The 17,854-nt window shown below is 61.2% G+C and carries 20 protein-coding genes; 5 read left to right on the top strand and 15 right to left on the bottom strand.

Going from position 1 to position 17,854, the window contains the following annotated elements; translation table 11 throughout:
* Positions 1 to 8: 8 nt before the first annotated feature.
* The 4 genes from FHS83_RS17505 to FHS83_RS17490 form a co-directional block, all read right to left on the bottom strand.
* On the bottom strand, positions 9 to 1,019 hold the full coding sequence (locus tag FHS83_RS17505; RefSeq protein WP_167084511.1) for a DsbA family protein: 1,011 nt from the start codon (positions 1,017 to 1,019) through the stop codon (positions 9 to 11).
* 130 nt (positions 1,020 to 1,149) lie between these two features.
* Positions 1,150 to 2,136, bottom strand: a complete 987-nt coding sequence (locus FHS83_RS17500; RefSeq protein WP_167084509.1) for a DsbA family protein — start codon at positions 2,134 to 2,136, stop codon at positions 1,150 to 1,152.
* A gap of 27 nt (positions 2,137 to 2,163) precedes the next feature.
* The gene (locus FHS83_RS17495) at positions 2,164 to 2,655 is read right to left on the bottom strand and encodes a DciA family protein (protein ID WP_167084506.1); all 492 of its coding nucleotides are present in this window, start codon (positions 2,653 to 2,655) and stop codon (positions 2,164 to 2,166) included.
* A complete protein-coding gene (locus FHS83_RS17490; protein ID WP_208414932.1) occupies positions 2,645 to 3,253 on the bottom strand; it encodes a DsbA family protein in 609 nt (202 codons plus the stop codon). Before FHS83_RS17490 ends, FHS83_RS17495 begins: the two co-directional genes overlap by 11 nt.
* Positions 3,254 to 3,356: 103 nt before the next feature.
* On the opposite strand from FHS83_RS17490, the gene mutY reads away from it, so the two are divergent.
* Complete coding sequence (mutY, locus tag FHS83_RS17485; RefSeq protein ID WP_208414931.1) at positions 3,357 to 4,463, top strand: A/G-specific adenine glycosylase; 1,107 nt, start codon at positions 3,357 to 3,359, stop codon at positions 4,461 to 4,463.
* Between the two features lie 196 nt (positions 4,464 to 4,659).
* On the opposite strand, the gene FHS83_RS17480 is transcribed toward mutY, so the two are convergent.
* From FHS83_RS17480 to FHS83_RS17445, 8 genes are all read right to left on the bottom strand, one after another.
* A complete protein-coding gene (locus FHS83_RS17480; RefSeq protein WP_167084500.1) occupies positions 4,660 to 5,745 on the bottom strand; it encodes a site-specific DNA-methyltransferase in 1,086 nt (361 codons plus the stop codon).
* A gap of 207 nt (positions 5,746 to 5,952) precedes the next feature.
* A complete protein-coding gene (locus FHS83_RS17475) occupies positions 5,953 to 6,579 on the bottom strand; it encodes a ribonuclease HII (RefSeq protein ID WP_167084498.1) in 627 nt (208 codons plus the stop codon).
* Between the two features lie 64 nt (positions 6,580 to 6,643).
* Positions 6,644 to 7,138, bottom strand: coding sequence for a methyltransferase family protein (locus tag FHS83_RS17470; RefSeq protein ID WP_167084496.1), 495 nt, complete (start codon positions 7,136 to 7,138; stop codon positions 6,644 to 6,646).
* Between the two features lie 81 nt (positions 7,139 to 7,219).
* Positions 7,220 to 7,528: a hypothetical protein gene (locus FHS83_RS17465; RefSeq protein WP_167084494.1), complete on the bottom strand. Its 309-nt coding sequence runs from the start codon at positions 7,526 to 7,528 to the stop codon at positions 7,220 to 7,222.
* On the bottom strand, positions 7,525 to 8,055 hold the full coding sequence (locus FHS83_RS17460) for an RNA polymerase sigma factor (protein WP_167084492.1): 531 nt from the start codon (positions 8,053 to 8,055) through the stop codon (positions 7,525 to 7,527). The genes FHS83_RS17465 and FHS83_RS17460 overlap by 4 nt, the downstream gene beginning before the upstream one ends.
* 24 nt (positions 8,056 to 8,079) lie before the next feature.
* Positions 8,080 to 8,490, bottom strand: a complete 411-nt coding sequence (locus FHS83_RS17455; RefSeq protein ID WP_167084490.1) for a DUF6249 domain-containing protein — start codon at positions 8,488 to 8,490, stop codon at positions 8,080 to 8,082.
* 15 nt (positions 8,491 to 8,505) lie between these two features.
* On the bottom strand, positions 8,506 to 8,679 hold the full coding sequence (locus tag FHS83_RS17450) for a hypothetical protein (protein WP_167084488.1): 174 nt from the start codon (positions 8,677 to 8,679) through the stop codon (positions 8,506 to 8,508).
* A gap of 161 nt (positions 8,680 to 8,840) precedes the next feature.
* The gene (locus FHS83_RS17445) at positions 8,841 to 9,941 is read right to left on the bottom strand and encodes a PA0069 family radical SAM protein (RefSeq protein WP_167084486.1); all 1,101 of its coding nucleotides are present in this window, start codon (positions 9,939 to 9,941) and stop codon (positions 8,841 to 8,843) included.
* Positions 9,942 to 10,070: 129 nt separating this feature from the next.
* Here FHS83_RS17445 and FHS83_RS17440 point away from each other — a divergent pair, with 129 nt between their 5' ends.
* Both FHS83_RS17440 and FHS83_RS17435 read left to right on the top strand, forming a co-directional pair.
* Complete coding sequence (locus FHS83_RS17440) at positions 10,071 to 10,715, top strand: glycosyltransferase (protein ID WP_167084484.1); 645 nt, start codon at positions 10,071 to 10,073, stop codon at positions 10,713 to 10,715.
* Between the two features lie 53 nt (positions 10,716 to 10,768).
* Positions 10,769 to 11,758 carry an isoaspartyl peptidase/L-asparaginase family protein gene (locus FHS83_RS17435; protein WP_167084482.1) on the top strand — a complete coding sequence of 330 codons (990 nt, stop codon included), beginning with the start codon at positions 10,769 to 10,771 and terminating at the stop codon, positions 11,756 to 11,758.
* 1 nt (position 11,759) lies between these two features.
* Here FHS83_RS17435 and moaB read toward each other — a convergent pair whose 3' ends face one another.
* From moaB to FHS83_RS17420, 3 genes are read right to left on the bottom strand one after another with little or no spacing between them, the layout of a single operon-like run.
* Positions 11,760 to 12,299 carry a molybdenum cofactor biosynthesis protein B gene (gene moaB, locus FHS83_RS17430; protein ID WP_167084480.1) on the bottom strand — a complete coding sequence of 180 codons (540 nt, stop codon included), beginning with the start codon at positions 12,297 to 12,299 and terminating at the stop codon, positions 11,760 to 11,762.
* Positions 12,277 to 14,088: a lytic transglycosylase domain-containing protein gene (locus tag FHS83_RS17425; RefSeq protein ID WP_167084478.1), complete on the bottom strand. Its 1,812-nt coding sequence runs from the start codon at positions 14,086 to 14,088 to the stop codon at positions 12,277 to 12,279. Before FHS83_RS17425 ends, moaB begins: the two co-directional genes overlap by 23 nt.
* Positions 14,089 to 14,127: 39 nt before the next feature.
* Positions 14,128 to 14,976, bottom strand: a complete 849-nt coding sequence (locus FHS83_RS17420) for a uracil-DNA glycosylase (RefSeq protein WP_167084476.1) — start codon at positions 14,974 to 14,976, stop codon at positions 14,128 to 14,130.
* 255 nt (positions 14,977 to 15,231) lie between these two features.
* Here FHS83_RS17420 and FHS83_RS17415 point away from each other — a divergent pair, with 255 nt between their 5' ends.
* Both FHS83_RS17415 and FHS83_RS17410 read left to right on the top strand, forming a co-directional pair.
* A complete protein-coding gene (locus FHS83_RS17415) occupies positions 15,232 to 16,911 on the top strand; it encodes a tetratricopeptide repeat protein (RefSeq protein ID WP_167084474.1) in 1,680 nt (559 codons plus the stop codon).
* Positions 16,908 to 17,762 carry a 4-(cytidine 5'-diphospho)-2-C-methyl-D-erythritol kinase gene (locus tag FHS83_RS17410; protein ID WP_167084472.1) on the top strand — a complete coding sequence of 285 codons (855 nt, stop codon included), beginning with the start codon at positions 16,908 to 16,910 and terminating at the stop codon, positions 17,760 to 17,762. Before FHS83_RS17415 ends, FHS83_RS17410 begins: the two co-directional genes overlap by 4 nt.
* Positions 17,763 to 17,854 lie beyond the last annotated feature (92 nt).

Below are 17,854 nucleotides of genomic sequence, written 5' to 3'. Positions count from 1 at the left end.
TTTATCCGTTATTTCTTCGCCAGGATGGCATCGAAGCGAGACTTAAGCTGGGGATAGGTCGCTTCGGCGGTCGAGACGATGGTGCCGTTGATGATGAAGGTCGGCGTGCCGGTGATGTTGTAGCGCGTCACGGCTTCATTCGAGACCGCATTGATACGGGCTTGTTCGTTGGGATCGGTCATGCAGCGGTCCGCCTGATCCGGCGACACGCCCATGATGGCCGCAAGCTGCTTCACCGCGCCGCCCACATCCGGAATCTGATAGCCATCCGGGTCCCATTTGGGCTGGTTGCGGAACATTAGATCGATGAATTGGAAGTACTTGTCCTTGGGCAGGCAGAGGCGGGCAATGCCTTCAATAGCGCCGTCCGTCGGCCCAAGCGGGTAGATGCGCAGGATGTAAAACACCTTACCCTTGTCGATGTACTCTTCCTTGATGCGCGGCATCACGGTGGAATTAAAGCGGGCGCAATGCGGGCATTGCGGGGCGGCGTATTCGATCATCATGATCGGCGCCTTGGGATCACCCTGGGTGCGGTCTTCGGCTTTGACTTCTACGGTCACCGCGCCGCCTGACGCCGCGCTTTCATCCTTGGGCTTCAAGGCGAAGTAACCGGCCACGGCGATCACGGCCACAACCACACCCGCGATAATGAGCTGCTTGCTGGAAAGCAGCGCCGGTTTCGCGGCGGGTTCGGCGGCTGTTTGTTCGGCGGGCTTGGGCGCCTTGGGGGCTTTTTTCGGCGTAGCAGGTGCGGTGTTGGTCACCGCGAGGCGGAGCAGACCACGCAGAGCATCGATCTCGGCGCGTTCGGCGCGGGCGGCATCGGCTTGACCCGCGGCAGAGAAGGTCGCCGCCTTGCTTTCGCGTTCGCTGATCTGGCGGGTGAGGGCAGCCTGCACTTCGGCATCGCTGCCGCCGCCAGAAGCGGCCAGAACGGCCCGCAAGGTTTCCAGCCGCGCGGTGCTTTCCGGCGGGGTCGCGTTAAGTGCGTCGTTAACCTGGTCCTTGAGGGCCATAGCCGTCTCCAGAAGGCGCGGGATGATCCATTTTCAGGCACATATTAGCCCGTCCAGGTGACCGAGGTACAAGGTCTAGAGGACGTTGCTGCGAATCTGTCTGTGGACCAACCGCGCTTCCTGTGGACGGTTAGGGATTGGAACTGCCGGAAAGGGAATTAATTCTCATCCGGAGCACATCAATGCGGCGCTGATTCCCAGGCGGGAAGTTCACCACCTGACCGTTCATGATAAAGGTCGGGGTGCCCTCGATCTGGTATTTGAGCTGGGCGTCCTGGGCCATTTGGTTAACGCTCTCCTGGGTGGCCGGGTCGGCCATGCACTGGCGGGCGCGTTCCGGCGACAGGCCCTCACGGGCGGCAAGCTTCACAATGGCGCCTTCGACGTCCGGAATGTCATAGCCATCCGGGTCCCATTGCGGCTGCTCGCGGAACATCATCTCGATATAGGGGAAGTAGCGTTCCTTCGGCAGGCAGCGGGCGATGCCTTCAATGGCGCCGTCCTGGGCGCGGATCGGGAAGACACGGAAGATATAGAAGACGCGGCCAGTATCGATGAACTCACGCTTCAGGATGGGAAATTCCTCATTGGAGAAGCGGGCGCAGACCGGGCAGACCGGCGCGGCATATTCCACGATGGTGATCGGCGCCTTGGGATTACCAAGGGTGTGGTCTTCTTTATAGATGGATATCGCAGCCGTGTTCTGGGCCGCCGAGGTGTCGGTGTCCTCAGAGGGACGGACCAGCGCGTAGACCAGCGCGCCAAGGGCCAAAAGACCGATGCCGCCGAAGACCATCTGATTGCGGCTGATCAGAGCGCCGCCTTTGCCCGACTTGGAAGCGCCCTTGGTACCGGGCAGCGCGACCGGCTGTTCACCGGCGAGCAGGGTTTGGAGCGAGGAGATTTCGGCCCGTTCCCGCGCGGCCTGTTCGGTCTGGCCTTCATGCTCCAGCGCCACGGCGCGGGTGACGCGCGCTTCGATCAGGCGGGTGAGCGCTTCGGCGATATCTGATTCATGTTCGCCCGCGTTGAGGGCGGCTTTCAGCGTATCGATGCGGCGAGTGTTTTCAGCCGGGGTAGCGGCGAGGGCCTCGCTGAGGCGGTCCTTCAATGACATGCGATGTTCCGATGCTGCGAATTTCGGTTATCCGCGCTGATTATGCCTCGCGCGGGCAAGTCTCCACAACGCCTCTCGCACATCTTCGCGTCCCTCAAATTGTCGTGCAGGGTCGTCCTGTGCCATTTCTGCGGCAGGGCGGATGGGTTTGGGTGGCGGCGGGCGATGGGCGAGCGCTCCCTGTACAAAGCGTAATCTCGCTACCAGGGGATGGCCGAAATAGGTGTTGATGCGCGCGCAGAGCGTACGCGTCTCATGCTGAAGAAACAGCGCCGCCGCGGGCTCTGCCAGAAGCGTGAGCACGCCGCCTTGCGGGCCTTGCGAAAAACGCAAAGGTCGGCAGATACGCGCCGTCTCGGGCCCTGCGATCTTCTCCCACTGCAACACCAAAGCGGGATCGGTGAAGCCTTTTTGCGCAAAGGCCGAGCCCGCAATCGCCATGATATCGGGCGCGATCTGCCCCGCTCGGCCACGCCGTTCGGGCGGTGCGTCTGGCGGCGGCGGTTTCTTAGCGGCCATCTTTCTTACCGGCTAAAAGAGTCTCGATACGGCTTTTCAATTGTGGCCAGCCGCGCTCGGTCGGCGGCACTTCGCTGCCATTCACGATCAAGGTCGGCACACCTTTGATGCCATAGGTCTTCTCACCATGCGCGGCGATGCGGTTGACGCGCTCATATTCCTTCTCATCGGCGATGCAGCTATCGACCTGGGCTTCGCTTAAGCCCGCGAGCTTGCCGAGTTCCAAAAGGCCGGCGTGAATATCGGGAATCTGATAGCCATCCGGGTCCCACAGATCCTGGCGCTTGAAGGCGAGATCGAGAAACTCGAAATAGCGCGTCTTGGGCATGCATTGCGCCATCCCTGCCACCGCGCCATCGATCTGGCTGATCGGAAAGATGCGCAACACGTAATGCACCTTGCCGGTATCGATGAAGGTCTTCTTCAAATCCGGCATCACCGTCGCGGCGAAGCGCGCGCAATGCGGGCAGGCGGGGGCGGCGTATTCGATCACCTGGACCGGCGCCTTGGGGTCGCCCATGCTGCGGTCATCGGGAAACACCGGCTCCAAGGCCAGAGCCGCGGACGCGCTCGCGAGAAAGGCCAGAGCGGCCATCATTTTTAGAATTGCCCTATTTTTTGGAATTGTTGGGCGTGCCAAAGCCATTAGGATACCTGTTTCCATTACCGCGGGGATTCACCATCCCCTAAAGGTTTTTTTCTTGGATAGCACAGAACCGCAAGCCAAGGTCAGCACGCTTTTGCTCGCCTGGTACGACCGTCATCGCCGGGTGCTGCCGTGGCGGGCGCTTCCGGGCAAAAAGGCCGATCCCTATCGCGTCTGGCTCTCCGAAATCATGCTGCAGCAAACCACGGTTCAGGCGGTGGGGCCATATTTCAAGGATTTTCTCAGTCGCTGGCCGAGGGTTGAGGATCTGGCTGCGGCCCCTCTGGATGAGGTTTTGGCGGCCTGGGCCGGGCTTGGCTATTACGCCCGGGCGCGAAACCTGCACAAAGCCGCGAAAGTTGTGGCCGAGGAGATGGGCGGCAAGTTCCCGGACACGGCGGAGGGACTTCGGGCGCTGCCAGGGGTAGGGCCCTATACAGCGGGTGCGATCGCGGCGATTGCCTTCGACCGGCCCGAGGCGGCGATGGATGCCAATGCCGAACGCGTGGTGGCGCGGCTTTTCGCGATCACCGCGCCGCTGCCGGGGTCTAAGCCCGAGATCATCGCGCGCGGAAAGGGGCTGGTGCCGCAAAACCGCGCCGGGGATTTCGCCCAGGCGATGATGGATCTGGGGTCGGCGATCTGCACCGTGAAGCGACCCGCTTGTGGCAATTGTCCGTTGCGCGCGTTGTGTGCGGCTGAGGCGCAAGGCATCGCCGAGAACCTGCCGGTGAAAGGGCCGAAGACGGTGCGCCCGATCAAGCGCGGGGCGGCGTTTGTGGTGCGGGATCGTAAAGGCGCGGTGCTGTTGATCAAGCGGCCTGAAAAGGGTCTGCTCGGCGGTATGCTGGAACCGCCGCTTGGTCCGTGGACGGAGAAATTCCCCAAACCCGCCGAAGCGTTGAAACAAGCACCCTTCGAGGCCGACTGGAAAAAACTCCCCGGCATCGTGCGCCATGTCTTCACCCATTTTGAGTTGGAGATCGAGGCGTGGGTGGCGGAGGTGAAGGCGCGACCATCTTCGCTGTGGAAAGATGCTCCGCGTGAAATTCTGTGGGTAGACGTGGAACGGTTAGGAGCAGTTGCGCTGCCGACCGTGATGAAAAAGATCATCACCCATGCCATCGAGGACGAAGGGCCGCTGTTTCGGAAGAAGGGGTAGTGCTTCCCCACATTCGTCATGGCCGCCCTTGAGGCGGCCATCCAGCGTTCTGAGAGCTCCCTGGATGGCCGGGTCGAGCCAGGCCATGACGAGCGGGGAGTGAATTTCGCGCGGCGAGCCGCGAAGCACGCTCCGGTACATAAAAAAACACCCCGCATCGCTGCGGGGTGTTCGTGTTCGGCGGATTTAGACCTGATTACGAAATCGAGGCGCGCAGTTGCTGGCGCAGGACGTCGATCGGGATCAGCTTGCCTTTGTGCTCATACTGCCAGAAGGTCCAGCCATTGCAGGCTTCGGCGCCTTGGACATGCGCACCGATCTGGTGGATGGAGCCGGTAGCATCAGCGCAGACGAGGGTGCCGTCGGCGCGCACCTTGGCTTTATGGCGCTTTTGCTGGCCATGCAGAATGGTGCCCGGCGGCAGAAGTCCGCGCTCCACCACCCAGCCAAAGGGAATGCGCGGCTCGGCGCGCTTGGAGCGGGTAACCTCAACGCATTCATCCGGCGCAGGCTCGATGGCGGCGATGCGCTGACGGGCGATGGAGGCATATTCCTTGTCGCGTTCAAGGCCGATGAAGTGACGGCCAAGGCGGCGGGCGACGGCGCCCGTGGTGCCTGAGCCGAAGAAGGGATCGAGGATGACATCGCCCGGCTTGGACGAAGAAACGATCACGCGATGCAGCAGGCTTTCCGGCTTCTGCGTGGAATGGGCCTTTTCGCCATCGGCATTCTTGATGCGCTCATGGCCCGAGCAGATCGGCAGCGTCCAGTCGGAGCGCATCTGCAGATCGTCGTTCATGGCCTTCATGGCTTCGTAATTGAAGGTGTATTTCGCGTTCGGGTTCTTCGAGGCCCAGATCATGGTCTCATGCGCGTTGGTGAAGCGCTTGCCTTTGAAATTCGGCATCGGATTGGACTTGCGCCACACCACATCGTTCAGCACCCAGAAGCCCATGTCCTGGAGCGCGACGCCGACGCGGAAGATGTTGTGATAGGAGCCGATCACCCAAAGGGTGCCGTTGTCCTTCAGCACGTGACGTACGCCCGCCAGCCACTCGCGGGTGAATTTGTCATAGGCCTGGAAGCTTTCGAACTGGTCCCAGGCATCGTCGACGGCATCGACTTTGGAATTATCCGGGCGGCGCAATTCGCCCTTCAGCTGCATGTTGTAAGGCGGATCGGCAAAGACCAAATCCGCACATCCCGCCGGCAAAGCCTTCAGGGTTTCAACACAATCGCCTTCCAGTACACGGTCCAGCGCTTTCTCAAGTTCGATAGACATTTTCCGCCCGAATCAGGTGTCAGAACGACAAAGTGATTCGGCCGATTCGCGCCGTCAAGAGTCTTGTGAATCAAGGACTTAGATTGACTCAGTTTTGAGTCCCGAGGGTGTTTACCATACAAGATGTAGTGGGGAGTCAAGCGCGCTTGGAAGGGCTGGTAAGGGCGATTTGTGCAGAAGACCACGAACCTCCCCCTGGCGGGGAGGTTAAAGGGCTTCCACCACTTCGCCGCTGAGGATCGCGCGCACGGGGGCGAAGCTTTTGCGGTGGTGGGGCGTGCAGCCGTAAAGGCGCAGGCCGGTCATGTGGTCTTCAGTGCCATAGCCCTTGTTGCGATCCCAGGCATAGTGCGGATGGGCTTCATGCAGCTTGGTCATTAGCCGGTCGCGCGTGACCTTGGCGATAATCGAGGCGGCCGCGATGGAGACCGACAGGCCGTCGCCGCCGATCAGCGTCTCGCAAGGGCAGGCGAGGGCGGGCGCGTCATTGCCATCCACCAGCGCGAAAGCCGGCGCGATGCTAAGCGCCGTGATGGCGCGGGCCATGGCAAGATGCGTCGCCTGGCGGATGTTGACGAGATCGATTTCATCGACGCTTGCTTCGCCAATGCCGATAGCCAGCGCGCAATCCATGAGTTGTGCGAATAAGGCCTCGCGCTTTTTCTCGGTCAGCTTTTTGGAATCGTCGAGGCCTTCGGGAATGCAATCCGGCTTCAGGATGATCGCCGCCGCAACCACGGGACCGGCGAGCGGACCACGGCCAACCTCATCCACCCCGGCAATATGTCCGGCGAGGCGTTCGATGTGGCGCAGTTCGTGCTCGAAGCTCGGCATAAGGCCTTATAGCCGCGGGAGAGGCGCTCTGTCCCCCCGCTAGGGCAGGATATCCCCAGATCGCTTAAATCCACTTGCGGATGCGGGCGCGGTAATCCTCGAAATCTTCGCCAAAACGGCGGGCGAGATAGGATTCCTCGCGCGGGATGACATAGCGGTCGAGATAGAGAAACAGTGCCAGCGCGGCGATGATAAGGGTGAGCGCGCGGCAAGCGATGCCCAGGCCCAGAAGGCTCATCGCGAGGCCGAGATACATGGGGTTGCGGCTGTAGCCATGCGCGCCATCGGTGACCAGCACAGTCGTGCCGCGATAGGTGCGGAACTCTGCGCTTCTGCGGAAGAAGCCCTCGGCGCCCCAGAGCGCGAATGCGAGGCCTACCGCGATCAGCGCGAAGCCTGCGAAAATCGCCAGTGCCCAAGGCAGAAGCCAAAGATGGGTGTCGATAAGCATGGCATCCAAGCCCATGCCCGCGAAAACGCCGCCAAAAAACGCGATCAGGAAAGCCAGCGGCGGAGCGATATAGACGCCGGGATGGTCGTTCTCATCTGTCTCGCGCATAGATGCCCCCAAAGACAGCATACGCGCAAAACTAGCGCGTTGTGCGGGGGACTGACAAGATTACCCTAAAAGCGGGAAATCTCAGAACTGCAGTAGTTTGCGGTCGTAGAGGTAGACCAGGACCAAAACGATGATGGCGATGCCGAACTGCACGGAGCCCGAGAGCTTCACTAGAAGAGCATTCAGATTGGCCGGAACCGCCGCCAGTTGCGTCAACGCCGAGGCGGGGATGAGCAGGGCCAACAGCAGAACCATCGCCGTGATCGCGAAACCCAAAAGGACCATGCGGCGCTGCTGTTCGCGCTGCACGCGGAGCATCACCTTCACCGAGAAGCCGTTATCGGCCACGGGCGCCAAAGGCTGGGAAAGAAGGGCGTCGAGATGGGTCATGACACAGCTACCTTACGCCAATCGGAGAGAAGTTGGGAGAGCTTTGCACGGCCACGGTTTACGTGGGATTTCAGCGTGCCTAACGGAATGTTTAGGGTCTGGGCGGCTTCTTCATTGGATTGGCCGAGCGCGAAACAGAGGGTGAGGGCGGCGCGCTGCATGGGGTGCAACTCAGCCATGGCGCTTTCGAGATCGTGGCGGATCAGGCTGGCATTCTCCGCCTCGGGTACGTCGTCTTCGATCTCGGGCAAATCGTCGATGTTTTCCAGTTTGCGCTTGCGCGCTTCCATCAGGAAGCGAGACCACGCGATCGCGCAAAGCCAGCCGAAATAATTGGTGCCGGAAAACTGATCGCTCTTCTTGAAGGCTTCGAGGAATGTGTCTTGCGCTAGATCATCGGCCAGGGAGGCATTGCCTTTGGTCAGGCGCAAAAGAAAGCCGCGCAGCCGCGATTGGTGTTCGCGCACCAACAGGCTGAAGGCGGCACTATCGCCGCCTCTCGCCCGACTGGTGAACAAATCGCCCATATCCGTCCGCCCTGCCTGTTCCGTTTATTCCGTTTTGGCTTCCTGGCGGCGTCCGACGACGGCACCCAAGACGCGGGCCAGCCCGATCATGAAGGGGAAGATGCCGATCGCGATGAACCACGCATCGCCGGTCGTGAAGGGGTTGTTGAAGCCGTTAAAGGCCCAGAAGAACACGATCAGCGCGACGCCGATGCACATCAAAGTGATGCCCGACGCGACGGGATTGGGATCCATTCCCTTCATGCTCGGCAGCTTGCTATCGAGGCTTTGCAGAAGCTCCGGCGGAATGGTCTTGCCGCTTTCGGCGAGCTTTTCCAGCAGGCGGTATTTGTTACGCCGTCCCAGATAGCCGAAAAACGATACGAAGAAGACGATCAGAACGACCGACGCCCAAAAGATAAAGACCGGGCCGATAAAAGGGAAATCCATATTCATTGTTGTTGCCTTCCTTTAGCCAAAGCTAATGCCCAACCCGACCAGCACGCGCTCGGTCTGAAGCGCCGCCATATGGACAGCATACGCCGGAGAGAGGGTTTTGACCTCATTCCAAGTTTTGCTGACCGGCCGGTCCCGTACAAAGAAGATCGCCAGGAGGATCACCACGCACGCCAGGATAAAGGGCATGTTGGGTCTCATCGGCGCGTTCCTCATCCAGTTACATAGGCTGGATGCAGCGACAGGCCCGGTTGGATGCAGGATGAGCTAATTTTTTTGCGGCACCCACGCGCGGTGCCGTGGCGCTTAGAAAAACGCGAGCTATTTCAGGTGGATAGGTTAGGGCGCCGCTAAAACAGCTTCAACTGATCACCGGCCTTGGGCGGGACGGCGAAGAGATCGCTGCGCAAATGGCTGGTATCGCGCAACTCCAAGCGGCGGATCGCGGTGCGAAAGCGGTGCGCCAGCATTTGCGCATAAGGGCCGGTGCCGCGCTGGCGCTGAGTCCATTCGGCATCGTAATCCTTGCCGCCGCGCATCTGGCGGATGAGGCTGATGACATGCTTGGCGGTGTCCGGCCGGTTGACCTCCAGCCACTCCTTGAAGAGATCTTTGATCTCCAAAGGCAGGCGTAAGAGGACATAGCCCGCGGATGTCGCCCCCATATCCTTGGCGGCCTTCAACACGGATTCCATTTCGCCGTCATTGAGGGCCGGAATAATGGGGGCGAACATTACCGCGGTGGGAATGCCGGCCTCGCGCAACATGCGGATGGCTTCGAGACGCCTCTGCGGGGTGCCCGCGCGGGGCTCCATCTGACGGGCGAGCTTGCGGTCCAGCGTGGTGATCGAAAGCGCGGCGCGCGCCAGCCCCATCTCCGCCATAGGCCCCAGAATGTCGATATCGCGGGTGATCAGCGGTGATTTGGTGATGATGCCGACGGGATGCTTGAACTCCCACAGCACCTCCAGCACCTGGCGCATGATCTTCAGCTTTTTCTCGATCGGCTGATACGGATCAGTGTTGGTGCCGATGGCGATGGTCTTGGGGATATAGCCTGGCGCCGACAATTCCTTGGCCAGCAATTCGGCGGCATTAGGTTTGACCAGCAGGCGGCTTTCGAAATCCGCCCCCGGCGACATACCGAGATAGGCATGGGTGGGCCGCGCAAAGCAGTAGATGCAGCCATGCTCACAGCCGCGATAGGGATTGATCGAGCGGTCGAAAGAGATATCCGGCGACTGGTTACGCGCGATGATGGTGCGGGTGGAATCGATGATGATTTCGGTCTTCAGCGGCGGAAGGGGCTCGTCCTCCGCCGTGTCGCTTTGGCTCCAGCCATCGTCCAGCAGCACCCTGGCATAGCGCTCATAGCGCCCCACGGCGTTGGAAACAGCGCCTCTGCCCCGCAAAAGGCGTGGGTCGGCGGTTGTGTTCAGGACCGTCGTCATGACCTGGAATGTAGGGTTTGGATGAGAACAAAGCAAGTACAAATTACATCTTGGCAAACAATCTTCTTCTGATAAGGGTGCGGCAGCAAAAGAATTTCCGTTTTTCGAAAGCTGCTTCATACTAGCGTCATGATTACAGTCGTCGTGCCCACCCTGAACGCTCAGGAAACCTTGCCGCGCTGCTTCGATTGTCTGATCGGGGCGACGGTGCGCGGGATCGTGCGCGAGGTGATCGTGGCGGATGGCGGCTCGACAGACGACACGCTGCTGATTGCCGATGCCGCGGGGGCACGGGTGAAGACCGGCGGGCGCACGCGGGCGAGCCAGCTCAATGCGGGCGGGCAGGCGGCCAAGCAGGATTGGATCCTGTTTCTGCATCCCGAAACCGCGCTCGATCCAGGCTGGGAGTTGGAAGCCGAAGCCTTCATCAACCGTGCTTCCATCGAGCATCCGCGCGCGGCGGCGTTCCGCTTCGGGGTGGACGAGTTCGACGACAAGGCGCGCAGCCGCGAAGCTTTTGCCTCGCTGCGCTGCTGGCTCTTCAAGCTGGCCTATGGCGACCAGGGCTTGCTGATCCCCAAGCGGCTGTTCAAACAGCTCGGCGGCTATCGCGAAGGGCGGCGCGAGGATATCGATCTTGTCCGGCGCATCGGCGCGCGGCGGCTGATCATGCTGCGTACCCGCGCAGTGAATAAGAGCCCGCCTTTGCGTGCCCTCGCGCAAAACGAAGCGGCGCCGGAAAGCAGCTTTTCCGTTGAGCGCGCACAGGGCTAAGCTCGGCGCGAGATAGGCGCGAGATAGGCGCGAGATAGGCGCGAGGATTCCCCATGAAAGCGATAGGCGCGGCGTTGGCCGCTAGTTTGCTCTTGGCTGCGAGCGCGCAGGCGGAGATATGCTCGGCCAACGGGACTTTCGCCATCGCCGTGCATGGCGGCGCCTTCAGCGAGAAAATGGATGGTGCGAAACGCCTCGAAGTGATGCAGGCGGCGTTGGAAAAGGCGCGCGCCTCCTTGAAAGGTGGCGCCAGCGCGTTGGATGTGGTCTCCGAGACGGTGCAGGCCTTTGAGAACAGCGGCGTGTTCAATGCGGGGCGCGGCGCGATTGCCAATGCGGCGGGGCAAGTGGAAGCCGATGCCTCCATCATGGATGGCAATGGCCTGCGCTCGGGCGCGGTCGCCTCGATGACCAAGCTGAAAAATCCCTCCGTGGCCGCGCGGCTGGTGATGGAGGCGGGCCGTCACGTGCTGGTGGTGGGCGACCGCGGTCAGGACTATGCGATCAAGCTTGGCGCGGAGACGGTGACGCCGGACTATTTCGGCAATACCGGTAAACCGAAACTCGAAAAGCCCGAAGCCCAAAAGCCCGAAGCAAAAACGCCGGAGCATGGCACGGTCGGCGCGGTGGCGCTGGACCGCTGCGGGCATCTGGCGGCGCTGACCTCCACCGGCGGATTTGACGCCAAGGTGCCGGGCCGCGTGGGTGACTCTCCGATTGTCGGCGCGGGCGTCTATGCGGCGGATGGCGTGGCGGCGTTTTCGGGCACCGGCCATGGCGAGTTCTTCATCCGCAACAGCGTTTCCAAAGATGCAGCAGACCGCATCCGCTATGGCAAACAGAGTCTCGCCAAAGCCATGAAGGGCGAGATTTTCGGCGTGCTGAAACCTTTGGATGCCGAAGGCGGGCTGATCGGCGTCGATGCCAAAGGCCATGTCGGTCTGTACTTCAACACCATGGGCATGTTCCGCGGCTATGCCACCGACAAGGAAGCCCCCGTGGTCGCGCAATACGGCGGCGCGACGGAGAACAAGCGGAAGTAGCTTACTTCTCCATCAGCCGAGGCATGATTTCGACTAGGTTGCAGGGGCGGTGGCGGCGGTCGAGCTGCCATTTCAGGATATTGTCCCAGCCGTCCTTCACCGCGCCGGTCGATCCGGGCAGGCAGAAGATGTAGGTGCCTTGGGCAAGGCCTGCGCAGGCGCGCGATTGGATCGTCGAGGTGCCGACGGTGGTGAAGCTCACCTGATGAAACAGCACCGAAAAGCCATCTATCTCTTTTTCGAATAAGGGGCGGATGGCTTCGACGGTGACATCGCGGCCCGTCAGGCCGGTGCCGCCCGTGGTGATCACGACATCGATCGCGGGATCAGCGATCCAGGTCTTCACCTGCGCAGCGATGGCGGCTTTATCATCACGCACCAGCGCCCGCGCGGCGAGCTTATGACCGGCCTCGGTTAACCGGGCGGCGAGGGTGTCGCCCGACTTGTCGTTCGAAAGATCGCGGGTGTCGGAAATCGTCAGAACCGCAATCTCAACCGGCACGAAAGCAATGCTCTCATCAAGAGGATGGGGTCTCGTCATCTTCGTCGTCATCCTCGTTGGTATTGGCGGGTGGTGGCGGCGGTGCGGATTGTTGCGGCGGCTGATAGATCGGCCAGCCCCCGCGGGCAGTATCATCCAGGCTCGGATTCCGCTTGTCGTCGCGGCGGTGATACATCCAGTAATAGATCAGCAAGCGCTTGGCATAAGAGCGCGTTTCCGGCGCCCGCATGCTCTCGATGAACATCAGGCTGTCGTCTTCCTTGCCCGCACGCGCGGCGGTCCAGGATTTCACCTTGCCGGGGCCCGCATTATACGCGGCGGCAGTCTGCACGATGGAGCCGTTATAGTTCTTCAGCAGACGCGCAATGAAGCGTTGGCCGAGCGCCATGTTGTAGCTGGGATTGAGAAGATCATCTTCCGCTGAGGCGCCGCCCAAAAGCCGCGCTGTAGCAGGCATCAACTGCATCAATCCCATGGCGCCCACGGGCGAGACCGCGTTGGGCTGAAAGCGCGTTTCGATGCGCACAAAAGCGAGCACCAGCGAGGGATCGATGGTGTAGCCGCCGGTCGGCTCATAAGGCGGGAAGGGGAAGAGGCCGGTCGTCAGCACTTTGCCTTTGGCAAAGCTTGTCTCGCTGGCGCGCAACTCGAGATTGGGCACGCCCATGGCGCGGGCTAGCGCGGCAAAAGCCATGTCGCAATTGAGGCTGGCCGACATACCGAAGGCGCGATTGAGCTCGGTATTGACGTAGTAATCGTATTTCTTCTCGCCCACTTGCCACAACGCGACGGCGCGATGCGCGGGCCCATTCTGCATCAGGGTTTGGAAATCATTGGGCAGCAGCAAGGGATCGGAGAAGCCGCGCTGAATGTCCTCGCCCAGCAGCTTTTCGGCGAGCAGGCCATAAAAGGTCGGCTGATCTTTCGCCGCGACGGTGAGAAGGGTCACAACGCGGCGCGGATCGCCCGCGCGCATATAAGAGCGCGCGGCCCAGAACGCGGCAGCGCTGCGGTTGGAGCCGGGAATATTGGCGAGCTGCGCCACCTGCTCGAAATGCGAGGCGGCAATGGCAAATTTTTCCAGACGGAAGGCGGCAATCCCCGCGCACCAATCAAGCTGCGGGGCGTATTGACGGCCCATATTCGCGCCCGCTTCGCCTAAAGCAAAGGCCTGCTCGTCCATGCCTTCGGCGAGATAGGATTGGCAAACGCGCTGGGATAACGCGGCAATATCATTGGCCGGTGCGGTGTTGGTGGCGGCAAGACTCTGCAACACTGCGTCCGCCTGTTCGGGCTGATCCGCTTTGATGAAGGTTGTGATCTGGTCGAGTACGCGCTTGCCTGCATCCGAGGTTACGGGCGGCAGGGGCAAATCGGCATCTTCATAACCGCCGCCGCGGCGTTGCGCGCCCGGAAGCCCTGGGATGCGTGCGGTGACCACGGTCACGGTACGGCGATGATGCTTTTTGCCGACTTTCTTCTTCACGACGGCGCGCTGTTCGGCGAGCTTGTGAATGCGCGGGGCAATCGGCAGCTCGCCATATTGCTTCAGCCATGCAACCAATGTGGTCACCGGCACACGCTTGGATTTGGGCGAGAGATAATGCTCGGCCTCGACATAGCCCTGCAGGGATTTGTCATCGACCGCATCGAAGAGTTTTTCAGCGGTCGCAAAATTGCCCGCGCGCTCGGCCGCGATGATCTTGCGGTAACGGATCACATCTTCTTGAGACAGCACGGACGGCCGCAAGGCCTGGTCCGGCGCTTGCGCAAAAGCGGGAAGCGACAGAACTGCAAGACTTAGCGCAAACACCAAACGGCGGATCATGCCCGGGCCTTTCTTCTGATCATGCCGACGGCGAGAGTGTTAGTGGATCGAGGAATGCTTCTCAAGCAATCCGAGCGCGATGATCTTTTCTTCTGCCGCCTGCAAGTCGCGCCAAGCGAGTTTCTTATGCGCAGGCTGGCGCAAGAGATAGGCGGGATGCAGCGTGGCCATGACCGGAATCATTACATCGTTGACACGATACTCAAGCCAGCGGCCGCGCAATTTCATGATGCCTTCGGAAAAGCCCAGCACATGCCGCGCGGCGACGGCGCCCAGAAGAATGATGATGCCGGGATTCACAAGCTCTATATGGCGGCGCAGGAAGGGCAGGCACATCGCGGCCTCTTCTGGCGAAGGATCGCGGTTCTGTGGCGGGCGCCAATTTAAAACATTCGTGATATAGGCGCTCGAGCGGTCGAGATGGATCGCCGCCATCATCTTGTCGAGCAGTTTGCCGGCGCGGCCCACAAAGGGAAGGCCCTGGCGATCTTCTTCGGCGCCCGGCGCTTCGCCAATGAACATGATGCGCGAGGTAGGGTTGCCATCGGCGAAGACGGTATTGGCACAATTTTTCTTAAGGCCGCAGCCTTCGAAGCCTTCCAGTGCCGCACGCAGCTCCGCAAGATTTGTCGCCGCTTTGGCGAGCGATTGGGCGGAGGCGATGGCTTCTCCTTCCAGAGGCATAGCCGCCTGGGCGGCCGGGGCGGCGGGCGTGGGCCGAGCGGCGGCGGCGCTAGGAAGTGGCCGGGCTTGAAGAGGCGTCGTGGCGGCTGGCGGCGGCTTCAGGGCAAAGCGGTTGATCGGGGTCTCGCCAATGGCTTCCTCGGCACCGGACTCCAGGAGCCAGGCGAGCGTAGCCAGGGGATCAGAGGCAAGATGATCAGTCATGGCGCCAGCATAAGGGAGCGCGCGGCGAGATGCGACCCCTGCGGGTGGCTGGCGGGCCGGACGCCGCATGGGAAAGCTGTGGGACGGTTGTATAAGGGTGGCTCGAACTTCCCAAAACCGTCCGCCGCCTGTAGCTTTGCGGTACCTATTGGAAGGAAGATCAACCACTTCGCGAATGGGTTGACCGATCCTTCACTTCCCGTGGGCCTTAATTTGCCGGAATATGGCCGAAAGCCCCGTTTGCAGGAGACTGGTTTGCGTATTGCTTCCCTCATCGTCGCGCTTGGTCTTTCCTGCCTCAGTCTTTCGGTAGCGGAGGCCAAGACCACCGCCCGCATTGACACGAGCGATCAGGGCACGGCTGGTCTCGGCCGTTATCTCTCCGCCCGCTTTGCTGCCGGCAATCACGACTTCGCGGAAGCCGCCAAGCTCTATCGCGACAGCCTCACGGCGGATAGCACCAACCAGCAGCTTCTGACCTTTGCCTTCTTCTATTCGGCGGCGGCGGGACATGTGGATGAGGCGGCCAAGATCGCCGAAAGGCTGGTGACGATTGCTCCGGATGATCGCGCTGCGCGGCTGACCCTCGCGGTAAACGCGCTGCATAATCGCGATTACAAAAAGGCGCGAGTCGAGATCGGCAAATCCGCCAAAGGACCGTTCACCTCTTTCTCGGTTGCGCTGATCGATGGCTGGGCGGCTGCGGGCGCGGGCGAGAAGGATGCCGCCTACGCCGATTTCAAGCTTCTGCACGCGCAGCACAGCGCCGATGCGCTCGCCTATTTCAACGAGGCCATGCTGGCCGAACTTTTCGGCGACCGCGATGCGGCGGATAGCTTCTATCGCCAGTCGCTGCTCGCCTCTGGCCCGACACCGCGCGTGGTGGATGCGTTCGGACGTTTCCTGGAGCGCAGCGGGCAGGCCAATGCCGCCAAGCAGCTTTATGAAAAGACTGCGATCAATGAAGGCTATGCCACCGTGACCGAGCCGGGGCTGGCGCGGATCGCCAAGGGCGTGCTGCCCGATCCGCTGGCGCCGCGCGCCGAAGATGGCGCCGCCGAGGCGCTGTTCGGGATCGCCGCTTCACTGAATGACGAGCAGAGCCGCGATATTTCCATTCTCTATCTGCGCCTCGCGCTGCATCTTTCGCCCAAGCTCGATCTCGCCACGATTCTTCTGGCCAATCGCTTCGAGGCCATGGGCAAGTATGAGGATGCCATCCATGTTTATGCCGGCGTGCCGCAATCCTCGCCCTTCTATCGCGCCTCGCAGGTCGCCGTGGCTGTCGACATCGCCCGGCAGGACAAATTCGATGAGGCCATCGCGCGGCTGACGAGTCTCGCAAAGGCCGATCCGAACGACCTAGAATGCTGGACGGCGCTTGGCGATGCCTATCGCGAATCCAAGCGCTTTGGTGAAGCTGTGGCGGCCTATGACCGTGCGCTGGCTGCCGCGGGTCCGCATACCAAGAAGAGCTGGCCGCTGCTCTATGCGCGCGCCATGGCCGAGCATGAAGCGGGCAATTGGGACAAGGCGGAAGCCGATCTCAAGGAAGCCCTGATGCTGTCGCCGAGCGAGCCGCAAGTGCTGAATTTCCTCGGCTATAGCTGGGTTGACAAGGGCGAGAACACCAAGGAAGCCCTCGCCATGCTCGAGAAGGCGCGTCAGCTCGCGCCACAGGATGGCTATATCATCGATAGCGTCGGCTGGGCTTATTACAAACTCGGACGCTATGCCGAAGCGGTGGATGCGCTGGAAGATGCGGTGCAGCTCGTACCGGGCGATCCCACCATCAATGATCACCTCGGCGATGCCTATTGGAAGACCGGGCGCAAGCTAGATGCGACCTTCCAGTGGAGCCACGCGCTTGCCTTCGGCGCCGAAGCGGGCGACAAGGCCAAAATCGAGAAAAAACTTCAGACGGCTCAGCAGTGACCAGTTTTTCCGTATCCGCGCCCGCCAAGATCAATCTCTTCCTGCATGTGGGCGCAAAACGGCCTGACGGCTTTCATGCATTGCAAAGTCTTGTCGCCTTCACAGAGGCGGGCGATGAGCTGTCGTTTGCGCCAGGCGATGGCGTATCGCTCGATATCGGCGGGCCGTTTGGCAAGGGGCTTAGCGCAGGTGAGGATAATCTCATCGTCCGGGCCGCGCGCGCGCTTGGGACCTCGCAAGGCGCCAAGATCGTGCTGACCAAGAATTTGCCGGTGGCGTCTGGCATCGGTGGCGGGTCTGCCGATTGCGCGGCGACACTGCGTGGACTCTCCAAGCTTTGGAACTTGGGCAAAGACTCGCTCGCTTTGCAGAAGGTGGGCGAAGAGCTTGGCTCCGATGTGCCGGTCTGCATCACCTCGCGGCCGCAATGGATGGAAGGGCGCGGTGAAATTCTCACCGAATTGCCGAGCTTGCCGCCGCTCTCCATCGTGCTGGTCAATCCCGGTGTCGGTGTGCCGACGGGCAAGGTCTTTGGTGCCCTGAAAGAGCGCCGGGGCGTGGAGTTGCCGTTACCTCCGTATTTCACCGGTGCCGACCATCTGATTGGCTATCTCAAAAGCACGAGCAACGATCTTGAAGCGCCCGCGCGGATGATCGCGCCGGAGGTGAATGCGGTTCTCGAAGCGATTGCAGGCGAGGGGGCGCTGCTTTCCCGTATGTCGGGCAGCGGGGCCACCTGTTTCGGCCTGTTTGCAACCGAAACGGATGCGAAAGCCGCCGCCGAGGCCCTAAAAGCCGCGCATGCAGGTTGGTGGGTGATGCCGAGCCGCCTGTTATCTACGCTCGTTTGACAGGGTCGTATAAGGGAAAACCCCATCCCGCTAGTTACGACCTGTATACTTTCCCGGGCGTAATCTCGTCTCTTCACAAAGGCCGGGAGAGC

It is taken from the genome of Rhizomicrobium palustre (assembly GCF_011761565.1).
Classification (GTDB): Bacteria; Pseudomonadota; Alphaproteobacteria; order Micropepsales; family Micropepsaceae; genus Rhizomicrobium; species Rhizomicrobium palustre.
The sequence above is the reverse complement of the archived record's forward strand: the minus strand, read 5'-3'. Positions and strand labels throughout refer to the sequence as shown.